Origin of the sequence: Bacteroides sp. NGMCC 1.200775, assembly GCF_040798045.1 — a bacterium.
GTDB classification, from domain to species: domain Bacteria; phylum Bacteroidota; class Bacteroidia; order Bacteroidales; family Bacteroidaceae; genus Bacteroides; species Bacteroides hominis.
Map to the genome: position 1 here is coordinate 732,168 of NZ_JASCQK010000001.1, position 16,437 is coordinate 748,604.

Genomic DNA, 16,437 nt, shown 5'->3' on the forward strand with positions numbered 1-16,437 from the left:
AAAAGAAATGAAAACTTTGAAAAGTCTCTCCCTGCAATATTTATTCACTTGTCTGCTATTGTTTATGGCAGTTCGGGTGAAAGCAGACGGCTCCGGTATCTTCGACCGCATCATCCGGCTTCCAAGAACTGAAGCAACAGTCTATCAATCTTTGGCCAAAATAACAGAAGAGACAGGATATCTGTTTATCTATGACAGCAAACTGATTGACAATGAACGTAAGATAAAATTAAAAGGCGGAAAACGAACCGTACGTCAGGCCATTTATGACATCATCGGCAGCGACAGTCTTCAACTCCGCTCTGTGGATAAGCACATTATTATCAACCAACCGGAAAGCATGGTAACAACTGAATGGAAAGCAAACTCTCACAAAGACAGCACATCCTTTTTCACCCTTGAGGGAATATTGATAGACCAACTCTCCAGAGAACCGATTCCCTATGCTACCGTAAGTGTGCAGGGAACCTCTATTGGCAGCGTTAGCAATCAAAATGGAAGTTTCAGACTTAATCTGCCCGACTCTCTCCAGAACAGCCGGATTCACTTTTCGCATCTGGGCTATGTGCCACAAACGACGGACGCTTCCCTCCTTGCCGGACGAAGCGGTACTTTTGCATTAGAACCCAAAGTAATTCCTTTGCAGGAGGTTATTGTACGTATTGTCAACCCGGTACGCCTGTTGAGAGAAATGCTCAATTTGCGAAAAAAGAATTACTCACAAAATCCTGTCTACCTGACTTCTTTTTACAGAGAAGGAATCGAACAAAAGAATCGGTTTGTCAGTCTGACAGAAGGAATCTTCAAGATATACAAAGCTCCTTCGGACGATCCGGAGAAGGCTGATCAGGTGAAGTTACTGAAAATGCGACGCATCACCAACCAAGCCGTAAAAGACACTTTAATTGCTAAAATGAAATCGGGTATCCACGCCTGTATCGAATTGGATCTTATCAAGAGTCTGCCCGATTTCCTACTTCCGGACTCCAAAGAGTGTGTATACGTTTATACTTCCAGCGATCTTGCCGTAATCGATAACCGGCTTGCCAACGTGATCTACTTCAAACAACATCCGGGCATCAAGACCCCATACTATTGTGGAGAACTCTATATCGATCCTGAAGATGGTGCCCTGCTACGCGCACGATTCGAATTGATTCCCCGGTATATACACAAAGCCGCCAACATGCTGGTAGAAAAAAGAAGCCGCAATATCCGGATCATTCCACAAAAGGTAGTCTATACGGTATCTTATAAGCCCTGGAATCAAACGTATTACATCCACCATGTCCGTGGAGACTTACACTTCAAGATAAAACAAAGGAACAAATGGCTCAGCAATACAAACCTGCATACTTGGTTTGAAATGGTCACTTGTAAGATAGAAACGGGCAATGTCAGCCGTTTCGCTTACAGTGACCGACTGGCTACACATACCATTTTTGCAGAAACTCCATTTGTATACGACAAAGATTTTTGGGAGGATTTCAATATAATTCCTCCCGAAAAAAAGTTAAGTGAAGCCATCGAGAAAATTTCTTCAAAAATAGAAGAGACCGAAAACTGAAGACCATACAGATCTACTTTTTCTTGCCTACTCCTCGTTCGGCAATATAGACTCCACTCAAAATCAATGCCGATCCCAATAGAGCAACTATCGTGATTGTCTCGTCAATCACGATAGCAGAAGTCAGTAAGGTAATAAGCGGAACAACGTAAATATAACTGGTAGTGCAAACCACTCCCAATTGTTTCACTGCCGTATTCCACATAATGTAGCACAGCATCGAAGCAATCACTCCCAGAAAAAGCAGGTTTAAAACAACGACCGGTTGGAAAAGAATATGTGTATCCATCTGCAAAGGAGAGACAAAAAAGAGAGGTAAAAGGGTCAGCAGACCATAAAAGAAAACCTTCCGTGTTATGAACAACGTTGGATAATGAGTATTCATCCGCCTGAGAAGTAAACAATAGAAAGCCCACATCAATGCTGCCGCCAGAGTCAGAATATCGCCAACCGGACTAAGCTGCAGAATGAAACTGCCATTGAACACAACCAGTCCCACTCCAATGAGTGCTATCAAAGAGCCACCTACCAAACGGGCCTTCAATTTGTCACCTTTATAAAAGAAAGGAGCCAGCAGCGCTGTTAAGACAGGAGTTGTACAGATAATGAGTGATACATTTGAAGCAAGCGTCATCCCCAACGCAGTGTTTTCGGCAACAAAATAGAGTGAGCCTCCACACAATCCAAGCCCCACAAACCGCAGTTCGTCCTGCCAACTTTTGGCCCGTAACACACGGGGAGAGAAAAACCAGATACAGATATATGCCAATAAAAAACGGTAGAACAGAATATCGACAGGCGACAGACCATATTTTATCAGGACCTTGGTAGAAACAAACGTAGTTCCCCATATCATTACCGTCACCGCCGCCATCACGTGATACCATCCGGCCGTTTTTAAAGTTGTTTTCATATTTGCCCGATTTGCTATAAAATTTTCTCCGCAAAGATAAGGATTGCAGACGGAAGAAAATCGTATCTTTGCCATTCATTTTCCACAAAAATACCATTATGCAAGGAATCAAGAATCTGACTCAAGGTCCTATCAACAGACAACTGTTCAACCTGGCCATGCCCATTATGGCAACCTCCTTTATCCAGATGGCATATAGCCTGACAGATATGGCCTGGGTAGGACGCCTCGGAAGTGAAGCCGTCGCTGCCGTAGGCTCAGTAGGCATTCTTACATGGATGTCCGGTTCCATTTCTCTATTGAATAAAGTAGGTTCTGAGGTTAGTGTCGGACAATCCATAGGTGCACAAAATTACGAAGATGCCCGTTGTTTTGCTTCGCACAACATTACCATTGCACTTGTTATTTCACTCTGCTGGGGCGGACTGCTCTTTCTATTCGCCCGTCCCATCATCGGCATTTACGAGCTGGAAGCACACATCACCGAAAATGCAATTGCTTATCTGCGCATCATTTCTACCGGACTGCCTTTCATATTTCTTTCGGCGGCCTTCACCGGTATTTATAATGCGGCTGGAAGAAGCAAAATCCCATTCTATATCAGTGGCACCGGATTATTACTTAATATTATCCTCGACCCACTTTTCATTTTCGGTTTCGGATTGGGTACCAACGGAGCGGCCTATGCTACCTGGATTTCACAGGCAGCAGTATTCGGCATTTTCATCTACCAATTACGTTGCAGAGATGCTTTGTTGGAACGGTTCCCGTTTTTCACGCGGCTAAAAAAGAAATACACCCATCGCATCCTGAAACTGGGGCTACCGGTAGCTACTCTCAATACTCTGTTTGCTTTCGTCAATATGTTCCTTTGCCGTACTGCATCCGAACAAGGAGGACACATCGGACTGATGACTTTTACGACCGGAGGACAAATAGAAGCCATTACCTGGAATACATCGCAGGGATTCTCCACAGCCCTGAGTGCTTTTATCGCCCAAAATTATGCAGCCGGACGAACGGACCGCGTAATAAAGTCATGGCATACGACTTTGTTGATGACTTCGGTTTTCGGTACCCTTTGTACCTTACTATTCGTCTTTTTCGGGAACGAAGTATTTGCCCTTTTTGTCCCCGAGCAGGCTGCCTATGAGGCCGGTGGTATTTTTCTCCGTATCGATGGCTATTCACAGCTCTTCATGATGCTTGAAATCACGACACAAGGAGTATTCTATGGCATCGGACGAACAATTCCGCCTGCCATCATCAGTATTACATGTAACTATATGCGTATTCCACTCGCTATTCTGTTTGTCCGTATGGGCATGGGTGTAGAAGGCATTTGGTGGGCCGTGTGCGTCACTACAGTTGCTAAAGGACTGATATTGGCAGGGTGGTTTGCTCTGATTAAACGAAAAGTACTGTCACGCCCCGTAGTCTGAAAAGAAATTGTTCAACTCAGGCAACAAAAGTATATACCTTCTTGTTTTTTTTACAAGGCAAATGACAGGCTAACCAAATAATCTGTATATTTGCCATGTTTTTATAAAATGGAGGTATCCATTTAATTATTAACTATATAAAAAGAGCTTAATTATGAAGAAGATTAAATTTATGGCTTTGTTTCTGAGCATGGCCCTCGTTTTCGGAAGTTGTGGAAGCATGAACAATACAGCTAAAGGCGGTGTCATCGGAGGTGGTTCGGGAGCTGCTTTGGGAGCTATTATCGGTGGTATTGCCGGTAAAGGAAAAGGTGCAGCCATAGGTGCGGCAGTAGGTACTGCCGTAGGTGCCGGAGCAGGTGTGTTGATTGGTCGTAAAATGGACAAAAAAGCTGCCGAAGCTGCAAAAATTAAAGATGCGCAAGTGGAACAGGTTACTGATAACAACGGACTGGCTGCTGTAAAAGTAACTTTCCCGTCAGGAATACTTTTTGCATTCAATTCTTCCGCACTGAGCGCAGCATCCAAACAATCTTTAGCTGAATTTGCCAATATTCTGAAAGAAGATCCAACAGTCGACGTAGCCATTATCGGTCATACAGACAAAGTAGGTACTTATGAAGCGAATCAAAAAGTATCTTCCAACCGTGCATATGCAGTAGAAAATTACCTTCAGTCTTGTGGTGTTAAACCTTATCAATTCAAAAAGGTAGAAGGTGTAGGCTATTCGCAGTACAACGAAGCTGAAACACCTGAACAAAACCGTCGTGTAGAAATATTCATGTACGCCAGTGAGCAAATGATTAAAAACGCTGAGGCTGGTAAATAATAATTTCATAACGCACCCATAGGTGTTTTATGCCATGTGCCAATATACTGATTAATCCTGAATGATGGAGGATATATAAAATCGGTACATTGGCACATTCGTATACCGAACCAACAATATCACACACAATGAAACTCCGGAAACCCTTTCGCATTCTGCGTAACCTGATCCTCTTCTTTTTTATCTCCTCGATCGGCGCAGTCATTTTCTATCGATTCGTACCGGTATATGTCACTCCGTTAATGATTATCCGTTCTGTTCAGCAACTCACTTCCGGAGAAAAAGTGATATGCAAACATACATGGGTACCATTTAATAAAATCTCTCCCAGCCTGCCAATGGCTGTGATTGCTTCCGAAGACAATCGCTTCGCTTCACACAACGGATTCGATATGATAGAAATCAAGAAAGCGATGAAAGAAAACGAAACCCGGAAAAAGAAACGGGGCGCCAGTACCATCAGCCAGCAAACTGCAAAAAACGTTTTTCTTTGGCCTCAATCTTCATGGATAAGAAAAGGATTCGAAGTATATTTTACGTTCCTGATCGAAAGATGCTGGTCGAAAGAACGGATTATGGAAGTCTACCTAAACTCCATCGAAATGGGTAAAGGCATTTATGGCGCACAGGCAACAGCTAAATATAAGTTCAAAACTACAGCAGCCAAACTCACCAGGGGACAATGTGCCCTAATTGCAGCTACTTTACCCAACCCAATACGATTTGATTCGGCACGCCCTTCACCTTATATCAAACGACGTCAGGGGCAAATTCTGCGTCTGATGAATCTGGTTCCGAAATTCCCTTCTGCCAATAAGAAAAAAGAGCAAGGAAAAGATACGAAAAGCCCTCAAAATAAGAAAAAGAAAAAATAACAACTTTAAAATTAAAAGACGATTAATTTGATCACAGAAACATTGTTCAATAATAGCTCAAAAGTCTCAGATCATGTATACGGAGAAAAAACTCCTTAAAATAAAATAATATAAGAATAATAAAGAAGGCTGCCTCTGTGAATAGAAGCAGCCTCAGATTTATGTGAAACAGGAAATTACTGTTGAGGTCCCGTACCAAAAGCCGGCGCCTCTTTATCATACCAGACACGTTCTTTGCTCAACGTTACAGGCGAATTACTCATTTCGCCCTCATACGTATATCCCTGTGCTTGATAAGCTGCAATCGTAATGTCACGGAGCAAATCAGAATCAAGAGGTTTACTTACCGGGAAGCGTCGTGGAATTACGTACTGGTCGCCCAATAACGGATCGAAGTCCTGATATGGTAACAAGGTACTATTCTTCATCGGTACTCCCGAACGGCGAGCAGTAACAAACATATCCATCGGAAGCATCAGATAATGAATGTATTGCTGAATATAAACCTTCTCAAGATCTTTATTCAGATCACCGGTCAAGTGGTAAGCATCATGTGACAGCATTTCATCAATCATACCTTCCTTCAGACTGATTGTTTTATCATGTACATCGTTCGCATAGGTTTTATCATAGTAAGGAATATGATTCTTACCGGCAACAAAATCATAACCGCGGACAGACATTTCCACGCCTGCGTTCAAATACTGTTGTGCGGTCATCGGCAGATTGGCTCCTAACAATTTGAACTCCGCCAACAAAAGGTTTGTTTCACCCGCAGAGAAATACAAACCATACCATCCGTACTCTTCCTTATCCTGTACAGGAGCTACATCGGGCACATCGGGGAACGTGTAAATAAGCAAACCTTTAATATTTTCTGTATTCCGGTAAGCAATCGGAGTATAGGTCTTTTTCGCATCGTCTTTGCTCAGCAAATAGAACAACTCGTTGTTGGGATCGAAATAATCTTTATATTCATCCTTTTTATTGATATCCACCTGACAAGGAACCCCATAATAGCGTACCCAAGGCTCTCCGGGAGCCTTCCAGCTCTCAAAATGTTTCTTTCCGTCAGCACCGACCGTATAATTCACATTGGCCTCTACATAAAATGGTAAGGCTCTTTTCTGATCAAAGAAACCTTGAACTACATTAGAGTTATAATCATTCTTCTGGAAGAAATAGAACAGACGTGGATCGCGATTGCTCACCATAAAATCGATCAACTGCTTGGTTCCTGCACCAACAGAAATATCATTGTTCCAGTTATTATCTCTCTTACCTTTATTGAAAACAAAATCATCATCAAGGGATAAAATAAGACCGGCCGGATTCTGAACAGCTTCATTCACAATGGCAATTGCACGGGCCTTGTCTTTATTAATCAGACGGGCAGCAATTCTAAGCTTCAATGAATTAGCCAGTTTGGCCCATTTGTCAAGCTTTCCTTTATAAATAAAATCCTGGGCACCAAGCACGTCCTGCGGATTTTTTTCTTTTAGATAGTTAATCGTTTCGTCAAGCTGTTTCAACCAAAGCTCAAACAATTCTTCCTGCGTATCGTATTTCGGAGTCAGAGTCCCACCGTAACGAGCCATTTCTGCTTCTGAGTACTGACGGGAACCATACATGTCCGAGTCTTCAAGTCCCAGATATACCAACATCGGGTTACATAGATAAGCAATATATTCATACTTTTCCTTCTCGTCATCCGGCATCAGACTGATCTGATACTTTATTTCATTGGTATAACGAAGCACTTCGTTGACCTGATAGCCACAGCCGGTTTGAGTTACCACATTCAACTTGCTGGAGTTTCCACCTCCCGCTGCAGTTGCCTGCACCCAGGTAGACATTGCATCGAAGCCGGCAAACCACTGAAGATAATCGGCCGGTTGAAAACTCATGGCACATTGAGTAAATAAATAGCGTACGTTAGGTTTAGAAACTGTAGAGGGATCGGTATTCTGCCCGGCAAACTCGTCTTTACAAGACGACATCAGGAACCCTGTACCTACAACAGTCATAGCTGCAAGATATAGATATTTTTTCATTATTTGTTTCATACTAAATATCACATTAAAGGTTTAGAAATCTAAATTAACAGTCATCATATAGTTAGCCGTATAAGGTTCATAACCACGGATACGGAACTCAGAAGCCGTATTACCACGGACACTCTCAGGATTCAGATGGTTAGGTAATGAATTATACAGATATCCCAGATTGCGTGCAGAGAAACTCAACCCCAATCCCTGAGCGCCAAACTTACTTGCTACCGATTTCGGAAAGCGATACGACAATGTGATCTCACGCAACGCAATGTAATTCAACTCATGTACCCAAGTGTCGAATATTGTATTCTGTCCCCAAGCCGCACGATTCACATGATAAGTTCCGGCATGTGTGGGTTCCAGTTTTCCTTCTGCCACCAGCTGTTTATAGGACATACCACTTACATCCATTTTAGTTCCGTCTACAAGTGTTGCGAACGTACCGTTCTTAAATACTCCGTCAGGGATAACACCATCACCATAAAAGATACCTTTGCTATCGCCATACTGACTGGTCCAAGACAAGCCACCATGTTCAGGGTCACGCCATTTCAAAGAACTCTTGATCCATCCGGCCTGTGTGCCATACAAGTTAGAATAAGAAGCTACCAACCCGCCAAAACGCATATCAGTAGCAATATGCAAACTAAGGTTTTTCCAGGACAGCGTAGTAGATAAGGACCCTAAAAAGTCAGGAGTCATTTTACCCACTTCCTGTACTTTTCCGCTACGTGCTTCATAAGCCCCTCTCCAACTGTCGTCCCATTCCAACAGTGTTTCTCCTTTGTCATTTTTGGCAGGGAGAATGTCAGACATCAACAATCCGTAGTCACCACCTACTCTGGCAACCGAACCGATATGGTAATCGTAATCATTAGCATAACCGCTCAGCGCAATGTAATCGGCTACGTTTTCATGTAATGAGATAATAGTATTTTTATTCTTTGTATAAGTCATTGCGACATCCCACTGCCAATCCTTGTTTTTATATGGAGTGGCGTTTACAGCAATCTCAATACCTTTATTCTGAATATTACCTGCATTTATCAACTGAGTGTTGACACCCGAAATAGCAGGAACTTCAATCGACATAATCTGATCCCTCGTATTTTCCTTATAATAGGTAACGTCAAAATTCAAACGGCTATCAAACAAACGCAAGTCCAGACCAATCTCCCAAGCATTCTTACGTTCCGGCTTCAACTTCAGACTCTTCATTGTTTTATCCAGAGTGTTCACATAGATATTGCCATCATACATTTCTTTGGTTCCAAAACCATATACCGAATTCACATAATAGGGATCGGTATCGTTACCGACCTGTGCCCACGACCCACGTACTTTGGCAAAAGTGATCCAACGCGGCAAATCAAATGTTTCATTAAGCAGCCATGAGCCGGATACTGATGGGTAGAAATAAGAATAAGTACCCATTCCGCTTTGATATACCAAAGAAGAAGACCAGTCATTACGCCCCGTTATATCTAAATAAATTTGATTTTTCCATCCCAGATTCAGGGCAAAAACAGCAGACATCATTCGCTTAGTATTCGAGATGCTGGCTTCCGACTTTTTAGGATTCTTTGAGTTATCGACAAACCACTGTCCCGGTACTACCATACCACCATCTGTATATACTTTGTATGCCTCCGAACGGCTCGTATAGTATTCGTACCGCGCAAAACCACCTACACTGAAATCTTTTATCTGCTTATTGACAGTAAATGTTCCGCCAAAAGTAGCTTGCTCTTTCGTAGTTTGCCCCATTGTGTACTTACCGCCTTCATTTGCATATCCACTACCCAACTGTTTTTCTTCAAATTTAGTATAATAGTAGTTCATATTAGCATCGGCCTTAAATCTCAACCAATCCAGAATCTGTACGTTCACTTCCATCTGGGGGCGAACCACGGTCTCTTTCTGAGAATAATCGTATTTGTCAATCATGAAAAACAGATCACGTCCAGGAACAGAACCATATTTATCACCATAGCTTGTAGATGCCAGTCCACCATGCTCACCCAGATATTTATCACGGAAATAATTCACATCCAGCATCGGAGTCATAATGGTGCCGTTCGGATTGACGAAACGTTCTCCCACCGTTCTCGGAGAGTTCTTCGGATTCGAATTAGTAAAACTCATAGCTGCCGAAACCTCCACCCGGTCACTGATCTTATGCGAACCTTTCAACAAAAACGAATAACGTTCGAATGTATTTTTTTCGCTGGTAGATCTTGCTTTTTTATAAGAAAGAGAGGTGTAATATGATGTTTTATCATTCCCACCGCGAATAGCCACATTCGTATTGGAGTTCAGTCCCAATTGATACAGGTCCAGCATATTGTCCTTATGAGGTGAATAGTTGGTCCAAGTACCGTCATAATTACGGATCGGCTGACCATCATATTTAGGTCCCCACCCGTAACTACCCGCACCAATCAAGGTCCGGTCTCCTTTATCATCAAGTTTAAACTGAAAAGGATCCCATACAGAGCCATTGTTGTCCGTGTCTTTCCAACCAGGCATTACCCCTACTCCATATTCAGTCTGGATATCCGGTGTTCTGTAAGCATGATCGATACCAAATGTTTGAGATACGGAAACTCCGAAACCTTTAAAGCCTTTACCCGATTTGGTAGTAATTACTACAGCTCCGTTCAGACCACGCGAACCATAAAGTGCAGTCGCAGCTGCACCTTTCAGTACCGAAACTGTTTCAAAGTCATCCGGATTTAAATTCTTCAATTCATTTCCATAATCATTTGCGTTATTGTTTCCGGCATCCCAGTCCATTGTTGTATTTCCGGAAGTCGAGTTATCAAGGATAACCCCATCAATGACATAAATAGGCTGGTTATTGCCTTTCAAGGTAGAGGCGCCACGAATCTGAATTTTTGTAGCTCCGAACATACCTCCATCCGACTGACGAATCTCGACACCGGCCACTTTTCCTTGTAAGGCAGCCACCGGAGAAATCGTATTGGCAGCTTTTAAATCGTCTCCTTTGACCTCGGTCACTGCATATCCCAAAGCTTTCTGTTCACGTTTCAAACCTAAAGCTGTCACTACAACCTCGTCCAATATCTGGGTATCTTCTTGAAGCACAACATTAATAACGGTTTTACCTTTTACGTTTACATCCTGTTTCTTCATACCGATATAAGAAAATTCCAAGACTCCTTCTACAGGAACATTAGATAAGGTGTAATTGCCATCAATATCTGTCACTGTACCATTTGATGAACCTTTAACAAGTACACTCCCTCCGATAATCGGTTCACCGGTTCCATCTTTTACAATTCCTTTCACTGTTATATTCTGCGCAAAAGCAGTAACAGATAAAAAAGACAGAACAAGCACGAACATTTTCTTCATCAATCTCACATTGATAATTTTCGAGTTATTCATTCATTTTTCTTTTTTAGTTAAACAATATGTGTTAATTTAGGTTATAATAAAGATTATAGTTCTCTTAGAACTTGGTTATTCTTGAAAAACGTAAATTATATACAATATTAACCTCTTTATTGCAGCGTAATTTTACATTTGTCAATGAGATTTAGTTGTATATTCTAAAATAAGGAGTTGCCAATCTTATTTTGCGGAGTAAATATAGATATAAAGTATCAAAATACAATAAATATACTATAATATTTTTAAATACTAATTTCTACTTTTTCCCCTTCGGCAATTAACACCCACCAGAATCCCTATAGAAGTGCCTGTAATGTATCCAAGAACTGAGTTCTAAGAGAACTTAGCTTATATGTTTTTCTACTCGCCCAAGATGGGTTTGAGATGTATATGTCATTTCTCCGATTAACTTCAGCCATAAGGTTTGATCACTATTTACAAGTAAAAGTTCTATCCATACTTAAAAGCTTAGAAAAGATTCCTTATTTCTTTTTTGAATATAAAACCAATATTTATTTACTAACTACGAAAAACAATCAATAGATTTCTACCCAAACAGGATATTACAAATGTAATATCTAACCGAAATCAAATATTATAGCAAATATGACAGTCAAATATAGCTATCAGACTTTCTTTAATTGACCAGACAACCTACAGAAAATAGGCATCTAACTTGAGGAAAGGGCAAAAAAACAAGGACCGCCCCGGTTTACACCGGGAACGGTCCTTATCCACTCTATAACAATACAACTTTTAAACGTTATGCCGGTTCTTCACATCTTTCTACATAAGCCAATGCATCTCCCTTATTGACCAAAGCACCCTGTTTGGCACACACCTCAATGATACGTCCGCTAAAGTTGGCCAATACCCTGTCATAAGTATGCCACGGAGTGGCAATATAACAGAATACATCATCCGGCTCATACTTATGCCCTACTTCCGGAGGCATAGAAGGTGACTCCACATCAATTTCCCAAATGATTCTTCCTTTTTCCATCGCGGTTATTGGTTCCGCCTTGGCACGCTTCATTCTCTTCACGTCTTCTTCAGAGAAACCTTGTTTGACTAATGCCGCATCTTTGGCACGTTGCAAATCCTCTTCAAACCTTTTTTTAGCTACCCCCGACTTATAGTCACGATATTGCCTGTCATGCATAGCCAGTTCAAAAAGTTCTTCGTCGTCAGGTCCGAATTCCCATCCGTTCTCCAGCATTTCTTTCCGGTACTCTTCAAGCTGATCAGGGTAATTCTTCTGTGGATCTTCATCCGTAAATTCATATCCTTTTTCTTTTGCCAAAGCTATAATTTCGGGATCCAAAGGTCCGGGCAAACGTCCGCTTTTCCCCAGAATCATCCCCCAGGTATTATTATCTATCATACTCCAACGCTCCTCACCCTTCACATGTGCCATTACGTTCATCAATGCCACGTTCTTCACGTACTGGCTAAATGGAGTCACCAACGGAGGATAGCCCAACTTGGGCCACACATATTCTACTTCGTCGAACAGCATCACAAGCAGATCGTCAATGCTGAGCTCAGGTTGATTATTATTCCGAAGTATCATATTGATACCGGCATGTACTCCTTTCAGATCGGCCATCATAGACCCCATCATCCCACCCGGTAAACCACATTTCAACAATAATGAAGACATATGCTTGTTGGTCGGATCCATGAAATAGCCGAGGAAATCATCAATGAATTCCTGTGTCATGGCACGTGCTTTCATATATGCTTTCATGTTGATCTCAGGAACACGGAAACCGGCATCTTTCAACATGGCCTGTACGGAGATCACATCCGGATGAACTTTACCCCAGGATATGGGTTCCATGGCTACGTCAATAATATCAGCACCATTCTCGCAAACTTCAAGAATGGAAGCCATTGATAATCCGGGACCACTATGCCCGTGATATTGAATCAAGACTTCAGGATGACGCTCTTTTATAGCTTTCGTCAATCGCCCTAACATGACAGGACGTCCTACTCCCGCCATATCTTTCAGGCAGATTTCAGGAGCACCGGCCTCAATCAGTTTGTCGGCAATGGCTGTGTAATACTCCACCGTATGTACCGGCGAGAAGGTAATACACAAAGTCGCTTGTGGAATCATTCCCCCCTCAAGCGCATAGTGTATAGAAGGAATAATATTCCTCACTTCATTCAATCCACAAAAAATACGGGTTATATCTACCCCTTGAGCATGCTTGACTTTATACATCAACCGACGGACATCGGCAGGAACGGGATACATCCGCAAACCATTTAGTCCCCTGTCGAGCATATGGGTTTGTATTCCGGCATCATTGAAGGGTTTGGTAAAAGCCCGTACTGCTTTGTTAGGATTTTCACCATAGAGCAGGTTGACTTGCTCAAAAGCTCCTCCATTGGTTTCCACACGGGCAAAACATCCCATTTCAATAATCAAAGGTGCAATTCGTACTAACTGGTCGACACGGGGTTGGTATTTACCGGACGACTGCCACATGTCCCGATATACGAGACTGAATTTAATTTCCTTTTTCATTGCCGTAAGTTATAAGTGATTTCACATTCATAGGTTAACTTGTCATTACAAATATACTGAGATATCTGACATAAAGACAAAAATCAACCTTAAAAAGTTTCCATAAAAGATATGTTATATATCATATTGTCACAAAAACAAAGGAGCAAGGAGGGGTTCCCTCGCTTACTCCTTCTTTTGCACAACTAAAAATCTACACTAAATCAGTATCTAAAAATCAATCTTTCTAATTATAATCAGTATCACCTTAATTAAACGAAGTCCTTCAATTCCTGTTGCAGTCTCTGCCGGGTAAAAAAGATCCGGCTCTTAACCGTACCGAGTGGCAATTCTAATTTTTCAGCTATTTCACGATATTTAAATCCGGAAACATGCATTGAAAACGGTACTTTATATTCTTTAGGCAACGCATTTACTACACGGTGCATTTCTTTCAAGTCATAGGCTCCTTCGGTACTTTCAAATCCGGAGTCTTGCGGGAGATTCAGATGGAAGAGGTTGTCGGTTTGGTCTACATAAGTTTGGTCACGCACAACTTTGCGGTAATTATTAATAAAGATGTTGCGCATGATTGTATACATCCAGCCTTTAAAATTAGTATCCGGCATAAATTTATCTTCATTATCTAATGCTTTCAATGAAGTTTCTTGTAACAGGTCATTGGCTTCTTCGCGATTGGCTGTGAGTTTATAAGCAAAACGGAGTAACTCTTCTTGTACTCCTATCAGGTCTTTTCTAAAACTTAAACTTTTCATACGTTGCGGTTTTTAAGCGGTTAATATTTCGTTTCTTTCTCGATGATGCAAGTTTAAGGCTTATTTTAGATTTCAGTAGGGTAAATTTCACCAATCTTTGGGGTAAAAACTATCAAATGATAGTTTTTGGGTGCTATTTGACAGTTTTTGGGTGTTATTTTAGGAAGGATTCAATACACTTCGAGAGGTTTGTTTGATAATTAATGTTTTTTATTATGCGCTTTTTGTAAATAGAGACTGAATCACATACCTTTGGATCAAGTTTAACAACGCTAAGAATCAAAAGAATTATGAACTTACTTATCATTTTGGGGATTGTAGTCATCCTCGCCATTATCATTGCTTCCATGTACAACTCGCTGGTAAAACTGAGAAACAACCGTGAAAATGCATTTGCCGACATCGATGTACAGTTAAAGCAACGTCACGACCTTATCCCGCAATTGGTAGATACAGTAAAAGGATATGCATCTCACGAAAAGGATACACTTGAACGCGTCATTCAGGCTCGCAACGGAGCTGTCAGTGCCCGAACAATCGATGAAAAGATTACAGCAGAGAATCAACTTAGTTCCGCCCTCGCGGGATTGAAAATCACCTTGGAAGCTTACCCCGATTTAAAGGCCAACCAAAACTTCCTCCAGTTGCAGGAAGAGATTTCGGACGTAGAAAATAAACTGGCTGCCGTACGCCGCTACTTTAACTCAGCTACCAAAGAACTGAACAATGCAGTACAGACATTCCCTTCTAACTTGATAGCCAACATGTTCGGCTTTCATAAAGAAATGATGTTCGATTTGGGTACTGAACAACGTGCCAATCTGGAAGAAGCCCCGAAAATCAAATTCTAATCCCCAGGAAAGTATATACACATGCAATACGTCGGAATACAGACACAACAGAGCCGGAATAACCTACGTTCCGGCATCTTACTGTTCCTTTTCCCTTGCCTGGTGGCAGTACTGACTTATTTGTTCAGCTACCTGCTCATCACTTTTACCGTGACAGATGATTACGGGCAATACGACACATTGGCAATGACCAATCAAATGTTTATTAACCTGATTCCTTATATTATAGGAGGCGTTCTGGTCTGGTTTATTATTGCCTACTTTGCCAATTCCAGTATTATCAAAGCAGCTACAGGGGCACGACCATTGGAACGTAAAGAAAATAAACGCATCTACAATTTAGTGGAGAATCTCTGTATGTCGCAAGGGATGAAAATGCCTAAAATCAACATAATCGATGACAATTCACTCAATGCGTATGCCAGCGGAATTAACGAACGTACTTATACGGTCACCTTATCAAAAGGAATCATCGAGAAACTCAATGACGAAGAACTCGAAGGGGTCATTGCACACGAGTTGACACATATCCGTAATCACGATGTCCGACTGCTGATTATCTCCATTGTATTCGTAGGCATCTTTTCGATGTTGGCACAAATAGCACTGCGCTCCGTTTATTACTCTTCGTGGACACGCAGCCGGAATGATAAAAACAATGGTGCCATCCTCATCTTGGTTTTAGCCATGATTGTAGCCGCCATCGGCTATTTCTTTGCCACGCTGATGCGCTTTGCCATCTCCCGCAAACGTGAATACATGGCCGATGCAGGAGCAGCAGAAATGACAAAGAACCCATTGGCTCTGGCCAGTGCTTTAAGAAAGATATCTGCAGATCCCGATATAGAAGCTGTGGAGCGCGAAGATGTAGCGCAGTTATTCATACAACATCCTGGCAAACAGGCTAAAAGCGCATTGAGCGGGCTAAGCGGGCTCTTCGCCACCCATCCGCCAATCGAAAAACGAATTGCCATTCTGGAACAGTTCTAACAGAAATATCCTCCCCATATAGACTCAAAAGTCTTCTTCGCCACAGGTTATACAGATTAAGCATTATGTAAACGACGATTTAAAATTCATTCTGTGTTAATCAGTGCAATCTGTGGTAAGTTTTGACATGCCCTCCTTTTTTATTCTTTGTGAAATCCCATCCGGTAAACACGAAATAATATTAAATCATTTGTCTGCTTTATAC

11 protein-coding genes are annotated in these 16,437 nt (G+C 41.7%); 6 read left to right on the top strand and 5 right to left on the bottom strand.

Annotation, left to right across the window (positions count from 1 at the left end; all coding sequences use genetic code 11):
• Window positions 1-7: 7 nt before the first annotated feature.
• Window positions 8-1,567 (top strand): carboxypeptidase-like regulatory domain-containing protein, encoded by a 1,560-nt coding sequence (locus QK890_RS03270; protein WP_220575523.1) that lies wholly within the window; start codon window positions 8-10, stop codon window positions 1,565-1,567.
• A 13-nt stretch (window positions 1,568-1,580) separates the two neighbouring features.
• Here the strand turns inward: QK890_RS03270 and QK890_RS03275 are convergent, their stop codons facing one another.
• Window positions 1,581-2,480: a DMT family transporter gene (locus tag QK890_RS03275; protein WP_005776710.1), complete on the bottom strand. Its 900-nt coding sequence runs from the start codon at window positions 2,478-2,480 to the stop codon at window positions 1,581-1,583.
• A gap of 98 nt (window positions 2,481-2,578) precedes the next feature.
• Between QK890_RS03275 and QK890_RS03280 the strand changes: the two genes are divergently transcribed.
• The 3 genes from QK890_RS03280 (at window position 2,579) to mtgA (ending at window position 5,626) form a co-directional block, all read left to right on the top strand.
• Window positions 2,579-3,922 (top strand): MATE family efflux transporter, encoded by a 1,344-nt coding sequence (locus tag QK890_RS03280; protein WP_005776709.1) that lies wholly within the window; start codon window positions 2,579-2,581, stop codon window positions 3,920-3,922.
• Window positions 3,923-4,076: 154 nt separating this feature from the next.
• On the top strand, window positions 4,077-4,751 hold the full coding sequence (locus QK890_RS03285; RefSeq protein ID WP_005776708.1) for an OmpA family protein: 675 nt from the start codon (window positions 4,077-4,079) through the stop codon (window positions 4,749-4,751).
• Window positions 4,752-4,879: 128 nt separating this feature from the next.
• On the top strand, window positions 4,880-5,626 hold the full coding sequence (gene mtgA, locus QK890_RS03290; protein WP_032540577.1) for a monofunctional biosynthetic peptidoglycan transglycosylase: 747 nt from the start codon (window positions 4,880-4,882) through the stop codon (window positions 5,624-5,626).
• A gap of 176 nt (window positions 5,627-5,802) precedes the next feature.
• Here the strand turns inward: mtgA and QK890_RS03295 are convergent, their stop codons facing one another.
• The 4 genes from QK890_RS03295 to QK890_RS03310 all read right to left on the bottom strand — a co-directional run bounded on the left by QK890_RS03295 (window position 5,803) and on the right by QK890_RS03310 (window position 14,391).
• On the bottom strand, window positions 5,803-7,692 hold the full coding sequence (locus QK890_RS03295) for a SusD/RagB family nutrient-binding outer membrane lipoprotein (RefSeq protein WP_032540575.1): 1,890 nt from the start codon (window positions 7,690-7,692) through the stop codon (window positions 5,803-5,805).
• Between the two features lie 21 nt (window positions 7,693-7,713).
• Window positions 7,714-11,091, bottom strand: coding sequence for a SusC/RagA family TonB-linked outer membrane protein (locus tag QK890_RS03300; RefSeq protein WP_032540574.1), 3,378 nt, complete (start codon window positions 11,089-11,091; stop codon window positions 7,714-7,716).
• A gap of 769 nt (window positions 11,092-11,860) precedes the next feature.
• A complete protein-coding gene (locus tag QK890_RS03305; RefSeq protein WP_005808770.1) occupies window positions 11,861-13,636 on the bottom strand; it encodes an oxaloacetate decarboxylase in 1,776 nt (591 codons plus the stop codon).
• 251 nt (window positions 13,637-13,887) lie between these two features.
• Window positions 13,888-14,391 carry an RNA polymerase sigma factor gene (locus QK890_RS03310; RefSeq protein WP_005776700.1) on the bottom strand — a complete coding sequence of 168 codons (504 nt, stop codon included), beginning with the start codon at window positions 14,389-14,391 and terminating at the stop codon, window positions 13,888-13,890.
• A gap of 290 nt (window positions 14,392-14,681) precedes the next feature.
• On the opposite strand from QK890_RS03310, the gene QK890_RS03315 reads away from it, so the two are divergent.
• Window positions 14,682-15,242 carry a LemA family protein gene (locus QK890_RS03315; RefSeq protein WP_005808774.1) on the top strand — a complete coding sequence of 187 codons (561 nt, stop codon included), beginning with the start codon at window positions 14,682-14,684 and terminating at the stop codon, window positions 15,240-15,242.
• Between the two features lie 21 nt (window positions 15,243-15,263).
• Window positions 15,264-16,232 (top strand): M48 family metallopeptidase, encoded by a 969-nt coding sequence (locus QK890_RS03320; RefSeq protein ID WP_032531373.1) that lies wholly within the window; start codon window positions 15,264-15,266, stop codon window positions 16,230-16,232.
• Window positions 16,233-16,437: the final 205 nt, after the last annotated feature.

What these genes read in the sequence shown, in the direction of transcription:
- QK890_RS03285 (WP_005776708.1), top strand. Translation starts at nt 4,077, where the DNA reads ATGAAGAAGATTAAATTTATGGCTTTGTTTCTGAGCATGGCCCTCGTT.
- QK890_RS03295 (WP_032540575.1), bottom strand. Translation starts at nt 7,692, where the DNA reads ATGAAACAAATAATGAAAAAATATCTATATCTTGCAGCTATGACTGTT.
- QK890_RS03315 (WP_005808774.1), top strand. Translation starts at nt 14,682, where the DNA reads ATGAACTTACTTATCATTTTGGGGATTGTAGTCATCCTCGCCATTATC.
- QK890_RS03320 (WP_032531373.1), top strand. Translation starts at nt 15,264, where the DNA reads ATGCAATACGTCGGAATACAGACACAACAGAGCCGGAATAACCTACGT.
- QK890_RS03305 (WP_005808770.1), bottom strand. Translation starts at nt 13,636, where the DNA reads ATGAAAAAGGAAATTAAATTCAGTCTCGTATATCGGGACATGTGGCAG.
- QK890_RS03300 (WP_032540574.1), bottom strand. Translation starts at nt 11,091, where the DNA reads ATGAATAACTCGAAAATTATCAATGTGAGATTGATGAAGAAAATGTTC.
- mtgA (WP_032540577.1), top strand. Translation starts at nt 4,880, where the DNA reads ATGAAACTCCGGAAACCCTTTCGCATTCTGCGTAACCTGATCCTCTTC.
- QK890_RS03275 (WP_005776710.1), bottom strand. Translation starts at nt 2,480, where the DNA reads ATGAAAACAACTTTAAAAACGGCCGGATGGTATCACGTGATGGCGGCG.
- QK890_RS03280 (WP_005776709.1), top strand. Translation starts at nt 2,579, where the DNA reads ATGCAAGGAATCAAGAATCTGACTCAAGGTCCTATCAACAGACAACTG.
- QK890_RS03310 (WP_005776700.1), bottom strand. Translation starts at nt 14,391, where the DNA reads ATGAAAAGTTTAAGTTTTAGAAAAGACCTGATAGGAGTACAAGAAGAG.
- QK890_RS03270 (WP_220575523.1), top strand. Translation starts at nt 8, where the DNA reads ATGAAAACTTTGAAAAGTCTCTCCCTGCAATATTTATTCACTTGTCTG.